At 33.2% G+C, this 23373-nt stretch carries 16 protein-coding genes; 3 read left to right on the top strand and 13 right to left on the bottom strand.

Translation table 11 applies throughout. The features are described from left to right. The 3 genes from L1276_RS20650 to L1276_RS20640 all read right to left on the bottom strand — a co-directional run bounded on the left by L1276_RS20650 (nt 1) and on the right by L1276_RS20640 (nt 3062). Nucleotides 1–495, bottom strand: coding sequence for a DUF4280 domain-containing protein (locus L1276_RS20650; protein ID WP_253791190.1), 495 nt, complete (start codon nt 493–495; stop codon nt 1–3). Between the two features lie 21 nt (nt 496–516). Then, entirely contained in the window at nt 517–1677 is a 1161-nt protein-coding gene (locus L1276_RS20645; RefSeq protein WP_253791188.1) for a hypothetical protein, read from the bottom strand. Between the two features lie 281 nt (nt 1678–1958). Next, the gene (locus L1276_RS20640; RefSeq protein ID WP_253791187.1) at nt 1959–3062 is read right to left on the bottom strand and encodes a fatty acid desaturase; all 1104 of its coding nucleotides are present in this window, start codon (nt 3060–3062) and stop codon (nt 1959–1961) included. 221 nt (nt 3063–3283) lie between these two features. On the opposite strand from L1276_RS20640, the gene L1276_RS20635 reads away from it, so the two are divergent. Continuing rightward, entirely contained in the window at nt 3284–4036 is a 753-nt protein-coding gene (locus L1276_RS20635; RefSeq protein ID WP_253791185.1) for a hypothetical protein, read from the top strand. Between the two features lie 102 nt (nt 4037–4138). After that, nucleotides 4139–5092, top strand: coding sequence for an alpha/beta fold hydrolase (locus tag L1276_RS20630; RefSeq protein ID WP_253791183.1), 954 nt, complete (start codon nt 4139–4141; stop codon nt 5090–5092). Here L1276_RS20630 and L1276_RS20625 read toward each other — a convergent pair. The 7 genes from L1276_RS20625 to L1276_RS20595 all read right to left on the bottom strand — a co-directional run bounded on the left by L1276_RS20625 (nt 5089) and on the right by L1276_RS20595 (nt 16665). Continuing rightward, nucleotides 5089–5910, bottom strand: coding sequence for a phospholipase A (locus tag L1276_RS20625; protein ID WP_253791181.1), 822 nt, complete (start codon nt 5908–5910; stop codon nt 5089–5091). The two genes, L1276_RS20630 and L1276_RS20625, sit on opposite strands and share 4 nt — an antisense overlap. Before the next feature lie 83 nt (nt 5911–5993). Beyond that, entirely contained in the window at nt 5994–7172 is a 1179-nt protein-coding gene (locus L1276_RS20620) for an MFS transporter (protein WP_253791179.1), read from the bottom strand. A 157-nt stretch (nt 7173–7329) separates the two neighbouring features. Next, on the bottom strand, nt 7330–9780 hold the full coding sequence (locus L1276_RS20615; protein WP_253791177.1) for a glycoside hydrolase family 3 C-terminal domain-containing protein: 2451 nt from the start codon (nt 9778–9780) through the stop codon (nt 7330–7332). Between the two features lie 124 nt (nt 9781–9904). Next, the gene (locus L1276_RS20610; RefSeq protein WP_253791175.1) at nt 9905–10792 is read right to left on the bottom strand and encodes an alpha/beta hydrolase; all 888 of its coding nucleotides are present in this window, start codon (nt 10790–10792) and stop codon (nt 9905–9907) included. A gap of 13 nt (nt 10793–10805) precedes the next feature. Further along, nucleotides 10806–11843 (bottom strand): nucleoside hydrolase, encoded by a 1038-nt coding sequence (locus L1276_RS20605; protein WP_253791173.1) that lies wholly within the window; start codon nt 11841–11843, stop codon nt 10806–10808. 243 nt (nt 11844–12086) lie between these two features. Then, nucleotides 12087–14399 (bottom strand): glycoside hydrolase family 3 N-terminal domain-containing protein, encoded by a 2313-nt coding sequence (locus L1276_RS20600; protein WP_253791171.1) that lies wholly within the window; start codon nt 14397–14399, stop codon nt 12087–12089. 10 nt (nt 14400–14409) lie between these two features. Next, on the bottom strand, nt 14410–16665 hold the full coding sequence (locus L1276_RS20595) for a TonB-dependent receptor (RefSeq protein WP_253791169.1): 2256 nt from the start codon (nt 16663–16665) through the stop codon (nt 14410–14412). A gap of 392 nt (nt 16666–17057) precedes the next feature. Here L1276_RS20595 and L1276_RS20590 point away from each other — a divergent pair, with 392 nt between their 5' ends. Further along, nucleotides 17058–17804, top strand: a complete 747-nt coding sequence (locus L1276_RS20590) for an NUDIX domain-containing protein (protein ID WP_253791167.1) — start codon at nt 17058–17060, stop codon at nt 17802–17804. A gap of 347 nt (nt 17805–18151) precedes the next feature. On the opposite strand, the gene L1276_RS20585 is transcribed toward L1276_RS20590, so the two are convergent. Genes L1276_RS20585 through L1276_RS20575 form a run of 3 tightly spaced genes read right to left on the bottom strand, consistent with a single transcriptional unit; the run spans nt 18152 to nt 23342 of the window. After that, nucleotides 18152–20281 (bottom strand): DEAD/DEAH box helicase, encoded by a 2130-nt coding sequence (locus L1276_RS20585; protein WP_253791164.1) that lies wholly within the window; start codon nt 20279–20281, stop codon nt 18152–18154. Then, a complete protein-coding gene (locus L1276_RS20580) occupies nt 20281–21594 on the bottom strand; it encodes an ATP-binding protein (protein ID WP_253791162.1) in 1314 nt (437 codons plus the stop codon). The genes L1276_RS20585 and L1276_RS20580 overlap by 1 nt, the downstream gene beginning before the upstream one ends. Beyond that, the gene (locus L1276_RS20575; protein ID WP_253791161.1) at nt 21591–23342 is read right to left on the bottom strand and encodes a tellurite resistance TerB C-terminal domain-containing protein; all 1752 of its coding nucleotides are present in this window, start codon (nt 23340–23342) and stop codon (nt 21591–21593) included. Before L1276_RS20575 ends, L1276_RS20580 begins: the two co-directional genes overlap by 4 nt. Nucleotides 23343–23373: the final 31 nt, after the last annotated feature.

Genomic DNA, 23373 nt, shown 5'->3' with positions numbered 1-23373 from the left:
CTATTTATCAACTTCAGGTATTCCATTTAACTCATTTTGAAACTCTCTCATATTAAACATTGGATTTATTAGATTATGAATATCTGGATCTGCTTTCATAAAATTTTGTTCACTTGGCTCAGCTAACTGCCCATGTTTTGTTATTTCAATACAATCGGTTCCGCCAATTGGACAAGTTCCTTTACTATCTTCCAATAATATTTTTCCTTTGTTAGATAAAGTAATTTTTTCATAAACATTACTCCATTTTGTAATGGTAGCTTGACATGGCAGATAATCACCACTACCATTTGGCTGCATTTTACATTTCCCAAAAGTATTTTTATCTAAAGTCTGACCAATTTCTTTATCTGTAGCAATCAGCTTTTTTTCAGCGTCTTTATCATTTGCATAATGTTTACTTTGTGTATTGACTTTTAATTTATCTAATTTCGCTTCAACACTAAATTTGCATTTTAAAGAGGCTCCATTTACAACAATATGTTTTTCGCTCATAATTGTTTTCTTAAATTATGTTTAATAATGAAGTTTAAAAAGGTCTTTAAAAAAGCTTTCTTTTTTTTTCTTTTCTTCTACAAAGAATGATTCTTTTTTATTATAAGGAACAATCTTTGTATCATTAAGATTATAGATTTTGACAAAGACCTTTTTATGGTAATCTCCCAGAATATCACATTCCAGACTTATATTTTCGATTGCATAGGAATTAGGATTTAAATGATGAATAGAATGATAATTCCCAGATGATATATTGTTAAATGGGGTTGTTTGTTCAGACCAATCAGCCAGCAATCCTTTTTTTTCGATTACTATCATGCCAGCATCATTTAAGTATTCATTAATTTTTTGAGTTACATTAAATAGTAGTACATCATCTTTAGGTGTAAGAGAGAAATCTGCCTGATTTGTAAAAGAAAAATTTAAAGTATAACCAGTGTGAATTCCATTAAAAAACATATTTAAAAACCAATCATCTGATACATTTTTCAGCAGATTATCAGGATTCTCTAAAATAAAATCGACAGTATTAAAATATTTATTGATCACAATACCTTCTTTAGTTTCTGCAATTTTTTTTCTCTTTTCAGTCCAACGTTCAACTATATCATTAAAATTATGAATATCAACCCATTTTCCTTCTGGATTAACAACAATTAATAAAGGGTACAAAATAGTTGAAACCTCTTCAGCAACAGTATCTACTATCTTTTCTATGACATTGTTATTTAAAAACACTTTAGACACTCTATCAATTTCAAATAAGGAGTATCCATTTTTATCTCTTTTAATAAACTCAACACTAACCTTATAACTAACAGATTGTAATTGTTTATCATTCTCTACAGCTAAAAATACCTTATAGCTGTTTTTACCTATAACGTGACTGAAAGGTATCGTAAACTCATTATCAAAAACTACTTTTACAGGCTTCAATTCTTCCTGCTCTTTGTTTGATCCAGTACTTTTCGGATTTAAAAGAAGAAACCCTAGATGACTTGGAAAACCGGCATTTATTACATCTATATTTTCAATACAATTAAAATTATGATAAGATCTAAGCTCATATAATGTCATTTCAAGTTTATCAGCAACTGATTCAGGAGTATCTCCTTTTTGGATTTCATAAATAAAGTGTTTAATCTCTCCAAAATCATTTAAGATTTTACCTAAAGTCATAAAATTGTAAGATTTATTTTCGTTTTAAAGATACATTTTTTCTTACAATTTATAATTAATCGGTAAAAAATAAACAAGTAAAATATAATTATTTTCTTATATAATCAATATACTTGTTACCAACTAATTACGTTTCTAGATATGATTAATGAAAGACGATATCTGGTATTATTTTTAAATTTAATTTTGGATTAGTGATTGAAATTAATCTGAAATAAGCAGATTATACAAGAAGTTTACATTTATTATAGTTGGAAAGAATAAACTATTCTCTTAAATCCTCAAATCTCTCCAGTCATCAAAATATTTTCTTTAACTCCTTTGTTTTTCAACATTCTAAAATGCGAACGTATTGCATGATAAAAAGGATAGGAAGTATATGGAAGATCATATTCTTTTGCATATCGCATTATAATGGGCGTTATGTATGGATAATATGTATGACCAACGCTTGGAAAAAGATGGTGCGCCACATGATGAGTAAAACCTCCGTATAAAAAATTGGCCAGTTTACTGTTGGTACTAAAATCTTTGGTAACAATCATTTGATGAAACGCCCAGGTTGCGGAGAGATTTCCGTCTTCATCGGTTCCCGGGAAATGTGCATCTTCATCAACATGTGTAGAAACTAGTGCTACAACTCCTAAAACACTTCCAAATAAATGCATTGAAATCCAAGCTGATAAAATTAAATACCAAGGCTGATTTAAAACAATCATCGGGATAAAAAGAATATAAAACAGATTTATGATTTTTGCCGTAAACAATAGGAAAATCTGTTTTCGCGGAATTTCTTCGACAACCTTTTTTACAAAGTTATTTTTAGTGCCAAAGAAGTCTTTAAAGTCGCGAATGTAAATCCAGTTCAAACTGTAAAACGGATAAATAAACCACATATAAATATGCTGATATTTGTGATACTCAAAAACCGGACTGTTTGGAAAAATCCTGATAATATCACTTTGTTTAATATCAATATCCCAATCGGGCACATTGGTATAAGCATGATGAAGGTTTATATGGCGCCGCATCCAAAGCCAGTGATTGCTCCCAAAAAGTTCTAAAACATATAAAAACAATTCGTTATGCTTTGGTTTTTTAAATAAGGCACCATGCGCGGCATCATGAAAAGCATTTATAAAAAGTACAATCATGGTAAACCCAGTCAGAATGTAAAAAAGGAAAAGTAAAGGTGTGCTGTTTCCAAAAAACAAAATACAGCCATAAAACAAATAAAACAAAAACAAAAGGCCTAAAGACTTTACAACATTTAAAAGGTACAAGGATGAATTTTGCAAAACAGTTTCGTTCACTTCTGTGCGTAACTTTTTAAAAAAATCATCGGTACCGGCTTTAAGATAAACCGGGCGTTTTAATTTTTCCATAATCGGTATTGCTAGAAATTGTGATATCAAATTTAATAAAAAAAAGTTAAAACACATACTTTCAAAACATTACAACAATAACAACCAGTCATTTATAAAAATATTTTCAAAAAATGAAACCACAAAAAGTTTAGTAAACATACATAAACTATTGATTTTTTATAACTTTACTTCAACCCAATATTTATCATTTTACAATCCAGAAACGCAAATTTTCTAAAATGAAAAAAAGAGAGAAATTAGAAATCATTAGAAAATACTATCCTAATGCTTTAACTACAATCGATTTTATAAATAAAATCATTGATTATATTGAAGAAGAACTAGACTTAGAACCGGCAGAAATAATGTTTGCAGACAGCATTTGCAGTGATGATGTAAACAGCATTCAATATCCTGTACGAACTAATGAATTTCTGGGACCTTTTAAAATGGGCGGATTAGATGGTTTCCCTTTTACCGGATTAACCGGAATGCAGGCATTCGCGAGTCATGTTCCCGATAACGGAGCTGTTTTTATTTATTATGGACCTCACATTGGAATTTCTAAAGAGGGAACTATTGGCGAAATAAATCGTTTTGGCCAGCACAAACCCTCAAGCTGTTGCGGCGCAGCCCATGGAGCTTTGAATAAGTTACTCGATAATACTATACAGCCAGGACACATTACTGAAATAGATTATCAAATGAATACAATTGAGCAAATTCTTTACAATCAAAAAGATAAAATAATAAATGCCGAAATACCGCTTTATGAAGCAACAGAAATAATCTACGAATCAATAGACAATCGAATTCAGCAGTTAATTGAAAGCACGAAGTATAACTGCAAATATGTTATTCTGGTTGGAGCTGTTTTAATTAACAGCGACAGCGATATTGGTTCTTTTTCATCAACCAAAAGATTTGATGTTATTGATTTGAAAAAAGGAACGAGACAAAATGTATTATCTACATTACATTTAACTTTATAAGAAACAATTTATTTTATCTTTATACACTTATAATCATTCTGTTAATAAAACAAAAATTGACAAAACAGAGCAAATCTGATCTCATAATTAATTACATAAAAGATGAAAAATAAAATACAATTTACTCTGATTCTTCTTGTAGTATTTGTTGGCTGCATATGTGCACAAACTCAAACTAATTATGATACTTTATCTGTTGGTAAAATAAAACAGATTATTTCTTATAAAGGAAATCAAAATGCGCCTCTTATACTTTTTTTACATGGAGGTCCAGGCAGTTCCAGAATGAATCAGGCAGAAAAATTCAGCAATAAACTTCAAGATCATTTTCTAGTGGTACAATGGGATCAAAGAGAGGCAGGCAAAACACTGGCTTTAAATACATCTTCAGTTCCAATTACACTTGAATTGATGGAAAACGATACTTATGAGTTGATAAAACTTCTTTTAAAAAAATTTAATAAAAAGAAAATCTTTCTCGTTGGGGAATCGTGGGGCACTATTTTAGGTTTTAAAATGGCCGAAAAGCATCCGGAATTATTAAGCGCTTATATCGCATTCAGCCCAGTGATAGATCAGTCAAAAAGCGAACAAATACTGCTGGATAAACTCAAAGCCGATGCAAAAGAAAAAGGCAATGCAACCGCAGAAAAAGAATTAAATACCGTTAAAATTCCTTTTAAGAACTCCGACCAAATATATTATTCCCGCAAATGGATGTTTAGTTATGACGGGCAGCCTTTTGCCGACAAGGACACAATCGCAGTAAAACAATACCTAAAAACATGGTCAGACACATGGCTGCCAACATGGAATAAGGCCATTACGCAAAATCTATTTAAAGAACTGCCTTCGGTTAAATGTCCTGTATATTTTTTTATTGGAAAAAAAGACCTTCAGACCAACTTTTCTATTGCCGAAAAATATTTTGAAATTCTAAAAGCTCCAAAGAAAAAAATATTTTTGTTTGAAGATGCCGGGCATTCCGTCTTAACCGAAAAATCAGAAGAAGTTCAAAAAATAATTATTGAAGAAATCTTAAAAGCCAATAATTAAAAAATCCCCATATTTTCGGGCTTAATGGTAAATCCTAATCGAATCATGCTTTTGTGTTCCTGATAATCGATTAAACTTTCGGTGTAACCCACAAACCATTGCAAGGTGAGATAATAATTCTCGTCTTTATAGGGTTTCCAGTTTAATTGTGTCTGCAAAGAGCCATAATTAATAAGACCGCTTCCTTTTCTAAAAAGAACATCGGCGCTCCATCGTCCAGGTTGTATCTGATAAGTTGCACTTGCTTCACCGTAACCCACATATTTTGTAAGTCCGGGATTGTCTTCTTTATCTACAAGCGGAATCCAGCCTCGTAATCCGACAGTCCATCGTGGTGAAACCTGTGATTTTAACGAAAAAGCCAGCATATTCCAGGTTCTTGAATAAATAGAATCTCTTCCGTTTGATTCGTGTTCAAATGAAATGGCTCCATACGTTAATCTTTCGCCTTTTAAATAAAACGGACGAACAAGGGCGACACCTGGATTAAAATTAATTTCTGAAAAGGGTTTCGAATTGGCGTAAATATCCCAAAAGGCTTTTTGGGTATACATTAAATACGGGAAAAAACCACCCCATAAAGGTTTTGAGTTTAATCGGAGTTTAAAACTAACCTGATATTTTACATCGGCACTATTACGGGTAATATCGTCATCAAGAGGAACACCAGTTAAAAAATAATTATCCCTGTGAACAGAAAAACTATGTTCTTTAAGCAGCGAATCTGCCGCGCGGAAATTCTTTTTATCTTCTACAATCTGTGAATTTGCTTTGAGCGAAAACAAAACAAATCCTATAAATAAATATTTTAAGTACATTTTTATAGTTTAAATTGGGGCTTAATTATAAGCTTTTTACACTAATGTACGGTATTTTTATCAAATTAAAAAATTGCATTTTTCTAGAGTTTCTCTTTAAATCTTTTCCTTTTCCAGTACAAAAGGTATAAAATTCCCATAAACAAGACCAGAATATCTATTTTCATGATTTGTGGTATTCGTGATATTTGATCACTGTAATAACTGCCTCCCAGTAAAGCTCCTAAGCCAATTCCTAATTCCATAGAAATATACATGGTGGCTATCGCTTTTCCGCGGTGTTCAGGATTACTTAAATCAATAGTCCATGCATTGATTGCCGGCGATAATATCCCCGTTCCCATTCCGTAAAGTGCGGCTCCTGCTAAAAGCACCGTTATACTATTTCCTGTACTAATTACAAATAAAGCAATTGAGGTTATAACCAAACCTGCAAATATAACATTGGTGCGTCCGTGCCTGTCAGAAACCTTTCCAGAACCAAACCGAACCAAAACAGAAGCGATTGTAAATGCAGTAAAAAATACTCCTTTATTTTCGGCGCCCAGATGCTCGCTCCAATCTGGAATTAAAGTCAATATTAAACCATAAGCTGTATAAGAGAAAAAAGTAATAATTCCGGCAGGAAGTGCTCCAATATCTATAATATCTTTTCTACCAATGTAAAACATTGATTTATGAAGTTTTTCTTTTGCAACTAAAGTTTCTTTCATATTCATTACAATAACAATCGATAAAAAAGCAAGAAACGACGAACTGTAAAACATAATATCGATTCCGTAAGCATTTACAACCATCCCGCCCAGCGCAGGTCCCAAAGCACCGCCAATACTAAAACATAAACCATGCATTCCTAAAGCTTCACCCCATCGTTCCTGTGGAATAATATCGGCAACATATGCCGAAGTGGCCGTGGGTTTAAATCCTGTTGAAAAACCATGAACCAAACGCAAAAACAAAAATCCTGATACTGAAGTTAATATGGGATACAAAAATCCGCAGATTAAACACACCACAGATCCAACTGCCATTACAGGAACACGTCCCCACTTATCAGTAAGTTTTCCGCTGAAAGGACGAGAAATTGCAGCCGTAAGTGTAAACAGCGAAATAATAAATCCTTTATATTCTGCTCCGCCCAAACTGCTTAAATAACTTGGCAGCTCCGGTATAATCATATTAAAACTTGACGAGAACAAAAGGGAACTCAAACAAAGCAAAATAAACTGAAGCGTATAAATAGATTTCTTTTTTTGTGACATTTTAAGCAGTTAGGATATTTCTAATAAAAAGAAAAGAAGATTTTTTTAAGGCTGCAAAGATAAAGGTATCGAACAAAATTTTGGTATAATAAACAAAACAAAAAACCGTCTCAAAAAATGAGACGGCTTTTATTAACCAACGCGTAACTAACTATAATTAAGGCTTAAGCTCTGTAAACTTCGAATCTAATTCAAAAGCTTTCTTCACTTTCTCAACCGTAATTTCTTTTTCAACTGCAAACGATGCGGTTTGTTTAATATCTAAAGAAGAAGCTCCAACTAAAACTTTGTAATTTCCTGCCTCAGCAATCCAGGCACTTTTGTTTTCTAAGAAAGAAGCCAGATCTTTTGGAGATAAAGTCAAAGTTAACGTTTGGCTTTCGCCTGGTTTCAATTCTTTTGTTTTTCCAAAAGCCTTTAATTCTTCTTTCGGTTTATCAATAGATTTTGAAGGTGCTGAAAGATACAATTGCACTACTTCTTTTCCTGCTGCTTTTCCGGTATTTTTTACCGTAACCGAAACAGTCAATTTATCTTTGAAAGTTGGAGAACTTAATTTTATACCAGAATATTCAAAAGTTGTATATGAAGTTCCAAAACCAAATTCATAAGACGGTTTAATGTTGAACGTATTAAAATAACGGTATCCAACATACACACCTTCTTCATAAGTCACGTCTTTCGGATTATCAACTGGAAATCCAGGGAAATTTTTAGCCGAAGGCGTATCTGAATATTTGGCTGGGAAAGTCATTGTCAATTTTCCAGATGGATTTATTTTTCCTGAAACCACATCAGCAACAGAATGTCCGCCTTCCTGACCTGGCTGCCAAGCTAATAAAATAGCATCAACTTTATCTTTCCAAGAAGCTGTTTCGATAACCCCGCCAATATTTAAAATAACAACTACTTTTTTTCCTTTGGCATGAAAAGCTTTTGAAATTTTATCCAGCATTTGAATTTCTTCATCAGCCATATTAAAATCGTTATTGACAACTCTGTCGCCGCCTTCTCCAGAATTTCTTCCTAAAGTCACAAATGCAATTTCAGAACTTGCCGCTTTTTTAGCGATAAAAGCATCATCCATTTTTAATTCTGGAAGTCTTTCTGGCAAAGCCAAAATTCCTCTTGCTTTTCTGTTTTCTTTTTCAACTGCTACTTCTTTTTCCGCATGTGGTTTATATAAATCAACCAATTCTTTGTCTAATTTATAACCTGCAGCTGTTAAACCTTCTAAAAGAGAAACGGTATGTTTGTTGTTCACACTTCCGCTTCCTGTTCCGCCTGTAATCCAAGCATAAGACGTAACTCCAAAAACTGAAACCTCTTTTTGTTTGTCTGCAAAAGGCAGGGCATTGTTTGTGTTTTTAAGTAAAACCATTCCTTCGGCTGCAGCATTTCTGGTTACTTCAGCATTTTTAGTCAAGTTCGGTTTATCGCTGTATTTGTATTTCGCAAAAGTCGGCGTACGGAAAACATATTCTAAAATTCTTTTCACGTTTACATTTGCCACTTCCTGAGATAATTTACCAGAATCTAAGGCTGTCAACAACGCTTTTTTCTGAACTGGAATTCCCGGCATCAATAAATCATTTCCGGCAATCATTTGCTGTACAACATCAGAGTTTGAACCTTTAGAAATAGATTCAAAACCTGGAAAACCCCCAAACCAATCCGTCATTACAATTCCTTTAAAACCCCATTCGTCTCTTAAAACCTGAGTCAAAAGATCTTTTCTGTCAGAGGTATAAGTTCCGTTTAATTTGTTGTATGAAGACATTACAGTCCAAGGCTGCGATTCTTTAACAGTGATTTCAAAACCTTTTAAATACAATTCACGAATTGCTCTTTCAGAAACATGTGCATTAATTGTCAAACGGTTTGTTTCTTCATTATTTACTGCGAAATGTTTAATCGAAGTTCCTACTCCCTGAGACTGAATTCCGTTTACAATTGCAGCAGCAGTTTTTCCAGATATTAATGGATCTTCAGAATAATATTCGAAGTTTCTTCCGTTTAAAGGATTTCTGTGGATATTTAAAGCAGGCGCTAATAAAACATCAACACCGTATTCTTTTACTTCATTCCCCATTGCTTTTCCAACTTCTTCTAAAAGCGCTTTATTCCAAGTTGAAGCCAAAGCCGTTCCAACCGGAAATGCCGTTGCATAATACGTTTTAGAATCATTATCTCTCGTTGGCGCAATTCTCAATCCAGCAGGACCATCGGCTACTACCGTTGCAGGAATTCCGAATCGCTCAAAAGCAGCTGTTCCTCCTGCCGCACCTGGAACCAAACCTTGTTTAGAATCTCCAACGGGACCAGTTAAAACTTCGATTCCTGGCATTCCAGTTCCAATCAAAAGTTCTACTTTTTCTGCATTCGTCATTTCTTTGATGATCGCATCAATTCTTTGATTAGCAGTAAGACGCGTATCTTCCCACGGATCTAGTTTTCCGTTTCTGTTGAAATCAGCAAACGTAAATCCTTTAATAGTAACAAGAGGCGGATTCGTTTCATTATTTGGAATTGTATTCCAAGACAAATTAGAAAGCACTAACGCCGTTAAAAGCGTTATTTTTCCTGTTTTTATAATTTTATGTTTCATAATATATAGTTTTTAAAGTCTTATTTTTTTTCACGCAGATTTAGACAGATTTAAGCAGATAAATGCAGATTTTTTTATTCTAATCTGCTCAAATCTGTCTAAATCTGCGTGAAACCTTTTATTTCTAGTTTAAAAAACCTTGAAGTTTCAACCAATCTTCAAAGCGAGTTTCCCATGAGTCAACTGGCAGATTTTGTTTTCCAGTTCCAAAACCATGTCCGCCTTTTGAGTACATATGAAGCTCAACAGTCTGCCCTGCTTCAAGCCATTTATTATACATTTGAATGCTTCTTGGAGCCAATTTTAATTGGTCATCACTCGCTGCACATACAAACATTGGAATCTTTTTTTCTGGCGCAGCAACGCTCAGAAGTTCAGGTCTTGGACCTCCGTAAATATTCGCTACAAAATCCGGAAGCTGTTCTGTTTTATTATCCAAAACAGTTTCCATTGCTACCGTACTTCCTGCAGAGAAACCAATAATTCCCACTTTTTTAATATCTATGCCATATTTTGAAGCATTGTTGCGAACGTAGTTTAAAGCATTTTTTCCGTCTTGAGCCGCTAATTGAATTGTTGCCAGAGAGTTTTTTTCGAATGCTGCTCTGTCTTTCAATTTGTCCATCATTTCTCTTGCCGGATCATTGGTTTCGGTTTTATTCAAGCGGTATTTCAAAACAAAAGCGGTAATTCCTTTTTTGCTTAAAATTTCGGCCAGTTCTTTTCCTTCTCTGTTAATTGATAAACTTTGGAAACCGCCACCCGGAGCAATGACAATCGCGGTTCCTGTATTTTTAACTCCTTTTGGAACTTGGTAAACCAATAAACTTGGATCAGTTACATTATAAACTACTTCGGTCTTAAACAAATCCGAATACATTTGAGCTTCTTTTTGTGTCCAGTTTTCAGATCCCGGCACTTTTCCCTGATATAATTTTATAGCTTCTTGTGCTTTCACAGAAGTTCCTAACAGCAGAAATCCTGCTGCTAAAAATGTGTATATAATTTTCATAATAGTTTGATTGTTATTTAGTTGTTTTAAACAATTGCAGTTTGGCAAAGAAATCTTCAAACATCAATCGCGTATCTAATTGGTTGTAAACTCTAATATTTCTTCCGTTATGATTGATTTCATAAAGTCCCTGTGCATTAATAAATGGTGAAGATTTCAAGACATAAGAACTCGAACTCGGATCTGCTTCAAAAGAAGATTGTAAAGCCGTTAACAAAACCAGCGGACTGTCTCCCATAATATAAGTTTCGCCAATATGAAGGTTGAATTGCTGTACTCTTTTCATCAGGCTTTCTATTTTTTCTGAAAGATATTCTCCTGTTTTTCCTTGTGGTTTTACTTTTAACAACAATTCAGAATACGACAATAAAGTCTGGCGATACGCATTTCTAGGAATTTGCCAAATTGGAATTTTTGAATCATTAAAAATGACTTGTCCCGCAGTAATATCAATTCCTAAATTGTATTCTAAAGAAGTGTAACCCGGCGGTGGTGTCGCTAAATCTGTATATTCAGGACCTCCTATCCAAACCAGAGTAAGACGTTCTGCTATTTTAGGTTCTAGTAAATAAGCGCTTGCAATTTCTGTTAATCCTGCACCACAAACTACATAAAGCGGTGTTTTTACATCGTCTCGCATAGCTTCTTTTACAATGGCCTTTGCTCCTTCTGAAATATTTGGTGTTTTAGCATCTTTCAGCTGCAAATTGGAACCTTCATAAACTGGAAAAGCGTTTTGAAGTTTCATGACTTCCAAAAGTTCTTTCACTTTTTTAACCGCATTTGTGGCAGTTTCTGATGAAGAATCAAAACCATCTCCCGGTTTTAAATGTGATCCAATTATTCCTTTTATTTCTGCTGAAGGCGATAAAATCTGATGAACTAATTGAAACAATCCATCGGGATCTCCGCTAAAATCATTATCGACAATAACACGCATTCTAGTCTGTATCAAATCTTTTGAAAATGAATTTTTAGATGTTGATTGGGCTTGTGAACAAATGCTTAAAAGCAAACAGAAAGCAAATAGTATTTTTATATTATTTCTCATTATTTCACGCAGATTTATTATGATTTAAGCAGATTTTGCTGATTTTATAGTTTTCGCTAACATACAGTTTGTCATTTCGACCTAAGGGAGAAATCTCCGTAAGTAGCTCCGATCCTAAGACAAACCAATCTTTGTCGAGTTTCTTGCGAAGATTTCTCCTTCGTCGAAATGACAAGATTGTGTTTACTTTGTCGAAACCTGACAGGTTTTAAAAACCTGTCAGGTTTAAAATCGTACTAAAAATTATTGCTTTTTATAAACCTCAGTACGAGCATCTTTAATAACCCCTTTCCAGTTCAATCCAAAAGCAAAATCATAAGTATTTCCTTCGCTGTCTTTATGCGGTATAATATCGTAAGGAACATCTTCAAATTGTTTTTCGACCGTTTCCATATTCGCTGGCATTTGTACTGGAAGCAATCCTGAAGGTTCAGCTTTTCCTGAAATAATATCTAAAACAGCCTGAGAAGAAACTCCGAAATTCAATACAATTCCGTCAACCTGTTTTTCGAATTCATTAAAAATCATAGGTTTTGAAGCCGTAACCGAAACAATTACCGGCTTTCCGTTCATCATATCTTTAGTATCGAGAATCGTTCTCAAATCCATAGTGTTTGCGACAGTTACCGTTTTGTTTTTGTAGGTTCTGTCTTTTATAGTTGGGTCAATAACCTGATCTCCGGCTGCGATACTTTTTGTTCTGGCTTCCGTTGCGGTATAAGTTCCGTATTGAAGTGAAATCGGCACGTAGCCATTACTTCCGTTTTGTCTGTCTTTTAAATCATAACCGCCTTCTAAACTCTGCGGACTTGTTACAAAAACAATGGCAAAATCAGCTTTTGAAGGATCTTCGGTAACATTGTAATATTTCTTTACTAACTCTAGATTTACTGGATATTCTAATTTCGGCTGACTTGCAACGCCCCACCAATCTTTGGTTGAAGCCGTATAAATCTTCGGAATAAAAACGGTTTTCTTTTCTTTTAAAGGCAAAACAGCCGCTTTGTTTTTCAATAATACAACCGATTTCAATTGGGCGTCATAACCTGCTTTCATAAACTCAGGATTTCCAACAACAGCTTTTGTTTCTTCCACATTCAAATAGGGATTTTCAAAAAGCCCTACTCTAAAAATGTTTTTCAATAAACGAACGGCTGATCTTTCAAATCTGGCTCTCATAAAAGATTCTCCAAATTCTTTAGTTCCCATTTCATAAGCAGCCAAAACGGGTTTCTTATCATTGTTTCCGCCAAACTGATCTACTCCCGCAATAATTGCTTTGTAGTGTCTTTGATCGATTGAAAGATTTTCAACTCCCCAAGGTTTTCCGGCAAAAAGATTTGGTGTCTTTCCTTCATCTCCCGTTACTAACCAATCGGTACAAACTACGCCATCGTAACCGTATTTATCTCTTAATAAATCGGTAATAATATATTTGCTGTAACCATTGGCCACATTTTCGTTGTATTTTTTATCCTGATCAAAAGTGATCGTGTAATAAGGCATTACCGCCGAAGCTTTACTGGTTTTTCCTTTCAATTTGAAAGCACCATTAATAAACGGATCAATATGCTGCTGTAAATTATTTCCAGGATAAACCGCAAATTTTCCATAAGCCCAGTGACCGTCGCGTCCGCCTTCTTCAGCACCGCCGCTTGGCCAGTGTTTTACCATTGCGTTTACACTTTTGTAACCCCAGCCGTCTTTAATTTCGTCTTTTCCGTATGAAGTCTGAAAACCATCAATATAAGCTCTTCCCATGTCTCTGGTTAAAGCTGGGCTTTCGCCGAAAGTCATCGAAATTCTGTACCATCTTGGCTCAGAACCTAAATCAATTTGCGGCGATAAAGCAGTCGCAATTCCAAGTGCACGATATTCTTTTGCAGCAATTTGTCCAAACTGTTCTACAATTTTTGGGTCAAATGTCGATGCCATTCCTAATCCGTCAGGCCACATTGAGATTGTTCCTCCCGCTCCGGCATTAAACTCAGACGTTACATTTGCCGTATGACGCGGATCTGTACTGGTATTACTCGGAATTCCAAGTCCAATTCCTTCTACAAAAGCCTGCATTTCGTTGTTCCATAAAGCGGCAGTTTCCGGCGTTTCTACACTTGTAATAAGCACATGGCGAAGATTATCATCTTTAAGAAATAATTTCTGCTCATCTGTAAGCTGCCAAGGTTTGGCTCCGCTTTCAGCAAAAACTTTTCCGTTGTAATGACCCGCTCTATATCCATCTGCAGGAGCCGGAAGCGCCTGATGACGACTATAAAGCATCAATCCTGCAATTTGTTCCACTGACATTTTTGAAGCTAAATCTTTGGCTCTTTCATCTGCCGAAAGGCGCCAGTCTTCATATTTATCAAGCTTTCCGTTTTTATTTAAATCTTTAAATTTCTTTCCGTTAACGGTTAGAATTTTGATGCCAGATTCGGGAGAATATCCCAAATCTGCACCTTTATTATTTTTAACTATGGTAAAATTTCCTTGCTGTGCCTGCATGGTAACGCTTATAAAAAAAGCGAAACCTGCAGTTATAATTATTTTTTTCATAGAATGAAATTTAGAATCTGAAATTAAGAGACGCTTCTAAAGTAAATGGACGAATGTAAGATCCAACCAAAAGCTGATCGTAATAATTTGAAGCATCTGTAATTAACTCAGCTCCATTGATTGTTCCTTTTGCTCCTGTTTGATTTAAGAAGTTTACAGCAGTCAAACCAATATCAAAATGGTTGTTGATTTTGTAGTTTACACCTCCAAAAGTTTCCCATCTTGGAGCAAAATATAACGCATTGGTCTGATTTGCATATTGCTTGCTGAAATATCTAAAACTTGCCCAGAATTTGAAATCTTTGTACGTATAACTTGGGTCAATTTCCATTAAAACTTTAGAGATTTCCAAAACGTTTTTATCGTTATAAGAATAACTGTTTCCAAAAGCATTAAAGTTGTAGTTTTTATAAACCGGATCTTGAAACGTAATTAAATAATGCAGATTAAATCCTTTGAATGGTGAAGCCACAATATCTGTTGTCCATCCCAAAGTCTGAATATCGTAGAAAACTGTTGCCACTTCCGACTGACTTGCATTTGATGGATTTACTAAGTTTAATCTTGCCTGATAATTATTTCTTGTCAAATAAGTTGCCTGAGATACAACACTGAATTTATCATGATTGAAATACAATCCAAAAGCTCCTAATGGACTTTTAGTTTTTGCCATATTAGGCACGGCAGCTCCAGAATAACTTTCTAATTGTCCGTTTTTTTCTGTATAAGTAAAGTCTGCAAGAATTCCCGCTCTTTTAGTTACTTTATAAACCGCATTGATAGAACCTCCTAAATGAAACCAATTGTTATCAAAATACGTTTTCTGACTTGGATCAAACACTAAATCTGGTGTTCTTGGTGTCAGATAATAATCTCCTTTTAATTTGTGGTATCTTAAATTAACTCCATAAGCTAAACTCAAACGATCGTTAATCATCCAGTTATCAGAGAAATATCCAGATAATTTATTTTCGAAACCATTGTGGTATTCTCCCCCAACATTGTAATTGTAAAATCCGTCAGCATCTGTGTTTGAAGTGCCGCCCGGAGTATTACGAACCAATTTATCAGGATTTGCGCTTACCGTTTGGTTAAAAAATGAACGGCTTGAAGTAAAGTCGTCTACTTGATAATAGTATTCTGTTACACCAAATCTCCAATTGTGTTTTTCCACATTTTTTGTAATCTCAAATCTTGATAAAGCCGTTTTTGTAGGCGTTCCATCTGTGTATAATCCCAACATCGAATTTACATTCCCCACATAAGCATTTCCAGTTGATTTGTATGTGAAATTGTCCGCCGCACTCGCCTGAAAAATCCCAAGCGGAATGGCAATTAACTGAGAAGCTTCGGCATAACGAAAACGAGTTGAGAAATTTAATTTCCAATCGTTTGCTAAATCATAATTTCCTAAAATGTCAAAAGTGTGTGAAGTCGATGCTGCATCGCTTCCGCCCATATCAGCAAATTTAGTTTCTCCTGTCATGATATCTTTAAACTTCATGATTCCGTCATTTACGATATAAGAGTCACGACCAATTTTAAAGTCATTGTATTCTTCTACTTTTCCGCCTTCTTTGTATCTAAAAACAGCGTAATTTGTTAGCGAAGCTGAGTTGGCATATTTATACAAAAAGCTGATCTGTCCTTTTCCGTTATTAAATTTCTTGGTAAGTCCGGCTCTGTAAATTTGTGTTCTGTCTGAATAATTAGCAAACTTTAAGTCAAATGAATTTGGATCAAAATTGGCATAAGCTCCCATTGTATAAGACCAGCCTTTAGCCAACGGTCCGGAAACATTTAAGTCACCTTTCATCCAGCCAAAACTAGATCCTGAAAAGTTTCCGTTAATTTCTAATTTATCGGTTCCAAGTCTGGTGTATGAATTCACTGCAAACCCTAAATCTCCGGTTGTAATAGCAGCTTCACCAATTTTCAGTAAACCTGTGCGTCCTAAACTTGCACTTTGCCTCCAGGTTCTGTTTGGTAATTCCGGCCAGAAATAATACACAACCGGCAGATCATTTTCCTGAATTGTAATTCCGCCAACAGTTGAAGGCAATCCGATATTTACATCACGCGGCCCAGTATTATTGGCTGCGTTTAGCATTACATTTCTATTTTTTTCTTCTTTACTATCAGTTTCAACAATTTTGGTCAATTTTTTTATTGAATCTGCTGCTTGTTGTTTTTTATCGTCTTGAGAATAAGCGTCGATTGTTGGAAAAACAGCCATGCAGAATGCGGCCATTAACATTTTTTTCATAAGTGGTGAGGTAGTTTAGTTTGTGATACTTTTTCATTGCTTCATAATGAAGCAATATTAAATACTATTTCTGAATTCAACAAATAATCACCTTAAAAATTTTCAAAATCGCATTATAAATGGAGCAATAATTCTATATAAACAATTAGAACAGAATATTAATGTATAATTAAAAAAGAAGAAAAGTAAAGCTACCACGTTTGCGTAAAGTACCGAAAACAGTGGATAAAGTCAAGATGACCTTATAACATCAAAAAATACCAAAGTGTTAGGCTCTGCCGATAATTAACATTTTTCTTTTTTTTTCTAAGAATATAAAATTGTCAGAAAAAATCTAAAAAATTTGACTCGTACCTGTTAAAACAATTAAATTTGAAGCTAATTGTACCGTAATGGAATTTAAAAAGTTTCTCGAAACCGAGTCTGAAGAGGCTTGGAAAAAATATATTCCGACACTTTCTATCGATAGTGTTATCTTTAGTTTTCACCAAAACTCACTTCATGTCTTGTTGTTAAAAATGATAGATATGGATTCTTGGGGACTTCCCGGCGGTTATGTAAAAAAAACTGAAAATGTTGATGAAGCTGCAGTCCGCATTTTAAAAGACAGAACGGGAACTGAAAATATTTACCTGCATCAGTTTCATACTTTTGGAAATCTTAATCGTTCTGAAGATGCTTTTTCGGATTATGATGATAGTATTTGGTACAAACAGCGTTTTATTTCTATTGGGTATTATGCTTTGGCAGAACATTCGCAGGTAAATCTGGTTATTGATGAATTTTCCAGCACTGTTGAGTGGCATCCAATAGAAAGTCTTCCTGAATTTATGATGGATCACAGAGCTATTTTTGATAAAGCATTAATAACGCTTCGCGAACAATTAAACAATCATCCTATTGGTTATAACCTGCTCCCTGAGAAATTTACAATGCCTGAACTTCAAAAATTATACGAAGGTATTTTAGGTAAAAAACTAAACAGAGGTAATTTCTACAGAAAGATTCTGCGTTATGATATTTTAACCAAATTGGATGAGTCCCGCAAAGGCGGTGCACACAAAGCTCCCGATTTATATAGTTTTGATTTGGAGAAATATAATAGCGCCTTAAAAGAAGGATTGCAAGGGAATTGGTAATTAAACAAATATTTTATTTTATAAATAGATAACCTTCGTGAATATTGAAGGGTAAATTTTGATATTTAACTCTCTGTTTCGTAAATTAATTAATTTGAAAGTATCCCTGATGGAGGATTACTTCTTTTATCTAAGATTTCTTCTATCTTCTGAATGTGAATTTAAAAATATTGAAGTTTATCACTATTGATATCTGCTTTCATGGAATCAGATAAACTTTTTTTCCAATATATTAACCACTTTTATATTCCATAATTCTCAATCTCCCAAATTTAAAATCAGATTTCTTTTCATTTCATGATAAATATAAAGCCTTTAAATTTCGTTGCTAACTGTAAAATAAATCATTACAAATTATCTACAATTTGAGTAACGCTAATTAAAAAATCCTCAGTTTGTTTTATATCAAAATAATTTTGTTTCATCCATTCTATTTGATATTTCACTGGTAAATAAACACCCCATTTTGATGTAATTAAGGAATCTGGATTTTTTTCTAATTCTTCTGTTATAATTTCCTCAATAACATCCACGTTTGAAGTTATGTAATTAAATTTATCCAAAAAATCATCTTTAAATTCATCAATATCGAATGAGCTTGTGCAATCGTCTAATGAGTGCTTTATTTCAGAAAATTTAAAAAGAAATTGTAAAGTTCTATTTATTTTAGTACCTGTAAAAGTGTACAATACGAGTTTTTTTTCTGAAACCAACAATGGTCTTTCCAACTCCATATTGTTGATACCAAAAACAGAAAAATCACTTCGCATCTCATCTAACTCCTCTGAAGCTTCTTTATTTAGCTCATTAAATTGTTGATTCTGAAATAATATCTCAAACATCTTATTCCTAATTTTGGGATGTACCATTCCGCTTCCACCAAAAAAAAGAGGCTTTTTACCATCATTTGTAGGTTTAACTTCAATTTTTTTTGCTTTGAAATCGACAAAAATAATTTTCCAGATTTTAGCTGCTAATAAAATATTTTCATCTTCTCTGATTTGTGGTGTCAATGGAATTTCACCTATTTTTATTCCTGCATTCACAACCTTAAAATTATCTTCAATAGTAAAGGCACTGTAAAAATCCCTATTATTGACGATTTTTTCTCCTTCAATTCCTATAATAACTTCATCTCTTAATTTTTCGAATAAATCAATAGCAATTAAATGGTTTAAAATCTCTTCAATATCTATGCTCTCGATATCATTGAATGCGAAGTTTTGCTTTAGTATTTTAACTAATTCATTAAAATTAATGCCTGAATTTCCTTTTGTTATTGATAATGCCTGATGCAGTAAAAGATCATAAGCTAAAGTCATTGAGTCTTTTGGCTCAATAAAACCTTCTTTATACAATTCCCAGCAAGCCAATGACTGCAATAAGCTCCATTTATCTGTTGCATACAAATAGAGAAAACTTTTTGCACCATCTCTTCTTCCACTTCTTCCTATACGCTGTATTAATGATGCAATACTGTGCGTTGCATCTATTTGTACAACCTGATCAACAGAACCAATATCAATTCCGAGTTCTAAAGTTGAAGTACAGGAAATGCAAAAATTTTGTCTGTTGTTACTTTTTGCAAAATATTCTACGTATTCCCTAACTTCCTTATCAACAGATGAATGATGCGAAAAATAATTTACATGACCGTTTAGCTTTTCAGAAAGCTTTTTTAATTTAACTGCTACAACTTCTGCAAGTCCTCTGCTATTCGGAAAAATTAAAACTTTACTATCTTTAGTTTCTAAATACAAATCTTTAAAAAGACTTAAGGGTAAGTCATCACCGTCGTTTTTGAAATATTTAAATTTAGCTTCAATTTCTTTTGATGCTTTATCTCTTAAAACTATTGTTGGTACGGCAGAACCTGCAAATTTCTTGACCTCGTCATAATCTCCCAACGTTGCTGAAAGTCCAATTAGCCTAAATTGATTTTCATTTAAATCCTGTAATCTGGATAAAATAGACTTTAATTGTACGCCTCTTCCCGATCCAATAAAAGAATGAATTTCATCAATAACAACAAATTTAAGGTTCGAAAAAAGATGCTTTACGTTAAAAGGTTTGTTTGAAAGCATAGCTTCCAGAGATTCTGGCGTTATTAAAACAACTCCCGATGGGTCCTTTATTAATTTCTCTTTTAAAGTTGCATTTGCTTCTCCATGCCATTTTACAACATTAACTTCTAAGTTTTTACACAATTCTTCAACTCTGTAGAACTGATCATTAATTAATGCAATAAGAGGGGAGATATATAGAACTTGTACCCCCTTTTCATTAAAATTAACCTGAGATAAAATGGGCAAAAAAGCAGCTTCAGTTTTTCCAGAAGCAGTTCTAGATACTAGAATATAATGATTATCTGTTGTTAAAACTCTTGAAATTGCTGCATTTTGAATAGGACGTAATTCTTCCCATCGTTTATCACGAATATATTTTCGGATAGGTTCAGATAATAATTCAAATGACATTACAATTCTTCTATGCTGTCCATTAAAACAGTATCTGGTCTTTCGTCAGAAATTTCAATCTCTCCAAATAATTTTGATTTATCTAAATCAGGGTTCTGTCTTAATATATTTAGAATATTTAAAAAATCTCTAATAACTTCTCTTGGTGTCAAAAATTCAGAAGCTCCCGGTTTATTAAACATTTCCTCCATGAAGTTTTGTATATCTTCATCAGAAACATTTGTTGATACTTTATAATTATAATCAAAGATTGCTTTAAGCTTTATTAAAAGCACAAAAATTTCGTTATGATCGAGTGGCAATAATTTAATTACAGGCTGTGCAAAGTCTCTAATTTCTGCGGTTTCAAACTTATTTGTTTCTAAACGGGATTTTAAAGCATGATAACTAAACAATCCTCTTCTTTCGTTTTCCAGAACTTCTTTAGTTCCTGCAAAATTGAAAAAAAGATTACTCACTTTACCTTGAAAACAATCATTATATATTGCCAAAATCTTTTCATAATTCTTTTCTCTAGTTGCGGAAACAGATATTTTATAAAGATTTATGGCTTCATCAAGATTAATCATAAAACCACTATACCCCATGCTTACAAACAATTTGGTGAAGTTTTTAAGCATATCATAATAATTCAAGTCGTTGAGGATCTCTCTCACGCCTAAATCTTGTTTCGCTTCCGTTTTGGTATTATACTCTCCTTTTAACCATTTTAAGGCATTTCTTCTTAATTGCTCATCATCTTTGATATAACCCTCGTAATATTTCATCACAACTGTTCCAAAATCAAAACCTCCAACTTCGGTTATTTCGTTGATGGTTTTCATTATGTTATTCTGAATAAGAGTCAAATATTGTTCTTCTCTAACATTTTCTAATGGTATATTATTAGATTCTGCCGTTTTCATAATCACTTGTTCTATCCATTTTTCCATTAAAGTTGGCAATGCCCCACCTTCAGGTTTAGTCTGAATAGCAACATTATCCATAATAGCGGCATATAATGCTACTCCTTTTCCATCATTTGAGTAAAGTCTGTTATCTGGCGTAAAATCTGCATTTGCTACGACAAACTTTTGTTTTAGTGCGACAGTGTTTAGTAAGTGCAACATGAATGATTTTCCAGACCCGAAATCTCCGATCCAAAATTTAACCATACTATGTCCATTTTTCACATCTTCTAATGCGCTTACAACTGCATCAATTTCCTCAGAGCGTCCAACTGTAATATGCTGGACACCAATTTTAGGAACTACACCTCCAATTAATGAATTAATAATTGCTGTTGCTTCTTTGGGTTTTATGTTTTCTGTCATTTTGCTAAAATTCGGTTATAGTAATTTTCGTTTATAATATAAAAATCATCATCTTCTTCAATTAAAACATCGTCTAATGTGTCGTAGCATATTTCATTAATACTTTCTATCAGTTGGTTTTTAAACATCCCTTTCGATTTTGCGAAAGTTTCAAAATCAGCCTGAAGAAGAGAAAAATTTGCCTTTGAAAAAGAATCAAGAACATCTTGCTGTATTTTTGTAAAATTGAGTAAGTTGTCATAAAGAGATGTATCGATCTTAATGTATTCAGAAACAGTCTGTCTCTCTGTTTCAGGATTAATGACTAATTCTGTTTTTAAATCTTCCTGCTCATTTTCATCTCTAAGATATTCATTAAGAAGCTCAACCGTTCCCGAGTGTTTTTCATGAACTTGTTGAATAGCATTTCTATCCAATTGAATTTTTTTTCGTTTAGCTGTATAAACATTATTTACAGCCTTTAAAGCTTTTTCTAAATCTTTATCCTGGATAAACTCATTGATTATTGCTTGAAAATCATCAAATTGATCGCCATTTTTGAACAAAGTTTTCTGAACTGTCACACCTAATGGTTTCTGATCAAATTTTACGGATTTTAAATCATAATGAATATAATAAACGTACAATGTAAGCGACGCTTCTTTATTATGAACTGCGATAAACTTTGATGCGTCATAAAAAATATTTTCAATTGATGGATTATCTCTATTTAAATTTCCAAGATTGATAATCTGATTTATAAATGTGTCTGAATCTTTATTGAAATTACTAGTTAATTCATCAAATTTAATTTTCCAACGAGTTGTATTTTGGATATTTAATTCATAATCCGTTTTTTCATCTGGCTCATTAATTGTTGGTGCATAAATTTGTAATATCTTATTTAACCGTATTATTATTCGTTCGTTGTATTCTTCTTTTACAGTATTCGATATATAGGTTAGATCTACATTAAGTTTTCTTTTGTGTCCAAAAATTTCACGAACAGTATTTTCACAGTATTTGAAAATATTAGAATGAAGTTCATTTATAACCGTTTCAATAGAGTATTTATAGTTATTACTTTCTGGTTTATAGTTATAGTGTTTTTGTGCGATAATATCAGCTACTGTAGTAAGTTCTTCATGTAAAGAAGATGAATCCTTTTTACATCTTTCATCTAATCTTTTAATTACAGACAAATAAAATTTCATGATTTCGACAGCACAAAACTCAATATTAAAGAAATTATTAGCCGGATTCCAAATGTTATTTAAAAGCACCGCATCTTCATCATTTAAATTTAATTTGCCTCTAAATTGAAATCCCAATTTTAACTGATCGTATCCCGAATAATCATCATAATAATTTTCCTGTCTACGAATTCTCTCTGAATCTTTTCTTAAATCGTGTTGCTCTAATTTTTTAATAAAATGAGAAACACTGTACGTTTTTGTTTTAGGATAGTTTATTTTTAATTCGTTTAATTCTTTTTCTAAACGAGCAATATTTTTATGATTATCAAATTCTTTTAAAAGGTCAAAAAGTAAAACAAACGCATAATTATTATTCCCTTCTAAATCTGAATAAATACCGTTTAAAAAGTTAAATTTAAAAGTTTTGTAATAAACACGCTGCTGGTTAGTTGCCGAATTTATTTCTGAATATGAATATACATATTGATGCCCCCAATAAGGAACTTTTGAAGGTTTTGAAATATTTGAAAGACTATAAGATTCTCCTGTAATATCTATAATAGAATTATCCATACATCCTAAATTTGATTTTATTAATACTATG

Origin of the sequence: Flavobacterium sp. HSC-32F16 (assembly GCF_024171645.1) — a bacterium.
Classification (GTDB): domain Bacteria; phylum Bacteroidota; class Bacteroidia; order Flavobacteriales; family Flavobacteriaceae; genus Flavobacterium.
Note: the sequence above shows the minus strand (reverse complement) of the source record. Positions and strands in the feature narration are given on the sequence as shown.

What these genes read in the sequence shown, in the direction of transcription:
- L1276_RS20585 (WP_253791164.1), bottom strand. Translation starts at nt 20,281, where the DNA reads ATGTCATTTGAATTATTATCTGAACCTATCCGAAAATATATTCGTGAT.
- L1276_RS20615 (WP_253791177.1), bottom strand. Translation starts at nt 9,780, where the DNA reads ATGAAACATAAAATTATAAAAACAGGAAAAATAACGCTTTTAACGGCG.
- L1276_RS20645 (WP_253791188.1), bottom strand. Translation starts at nt 1,677, where the DNA reads ATGACTTTAGGTAAAATCTTAAATGATTTTGGAGAGATTAAACACTTT.
- L1276_RS20590 (WP_253791167.1), top strand. Translation starts at nt 17,058, where the DNA reads ATGGAATTTAAAAAGTTTCTCGAAACCGAGTCTGAAGAGGCTTGGAAA.
- L1276_RS20605 (WP_253791173.1), bottom strand. Translation starts at nt 11,843, where the DNA reads ATGAGAAATAATATAAAAATACTATTTGCTTTCTGTTTGCTTTTAAGC.
- L1276_RS20650 (WP_253791190.1), bottom strand. Translation starts at nt 495, where the DNA reads ATGAGCGAAAAACATATTGTTGTAAATGGAGCCTCTTTAAAATGCAAA.
- L1276_RS20575 (WP_253791161.1), bottom strand. Translation starts at nt 23,342, where the DNA reads ATGGATAATTCTATTATAGATATTACAGGAGAATCTTATAGTCTTTCA.
- L1276_RS20625 (WP_253791181.1), bottom strand. Translation starts at nt 5,910, where the DNA reads ATGTACTTAAAATATTTATTTATAGGATTTGTTTTGTTTTCGCTCAAA.
- L1276_RS20640 (WP_253791187.1), bottom strand. Translation starts at nt 3,062, where the DNA reads ATGGAAAAATTAAAACGCCCGGTTTATCTTAAAGCCGGTACCGATGAT.
- L1276_RS20620 (WP_253791179.1), bottom strand. Translation starts at nt 7,172, where the DNA reads ATGTCACAAAAAAAGAAATCTATTTATACGCTTCAGTTTATTTTGCTT.
- L1276_RS20600 (WP_253791171.1), bottom strand. Translation starts at nt 14,399, where the DNA reads ATGAAAAAAATAATTATAACTGCAGGTTTCGCTTTTTTTATAAGCGTT.
- L1276_RS20610 (WP_253791175.1), bottom strand. Translation starts at nt 10,792, where the DNA reads ATGAAAATTATATACACATTTTTAGCAGCAGGATTTCTGCTGTTAGGA.
- L1276_RS20635 (WP_253791185.1), top strand. Translation starts at nt 3,284, where the DNA reads ATGAAAAAAAGAGAGAAATTAGAAATCATTAGAAAATACTATCCTAAT.
- L1276_RS20630 (WP_253791183.1), top strand. Translation starts at nt 4,139, where the DNA reads ATGAAAAATAAAATACAATTTACTCTGATTCTTCTTGTAGTATTTGTT.
- L1276_RS20580 (WP_253791162.1), bottom strand. Translation starts at nt 21,594, where the DNA reads ATGACAGAAAACATAAAACCCAAAGAAGCAACAGCAATTATTAATTCA.
- L1276_RS20595 (WP_253791169.1), bottom strand. Translation starts at nt 16,665, where the DNA reads ATGAAAAAAATGTTAATGGCCGCATTCTGCATGGCTGTTTTTCCAACA.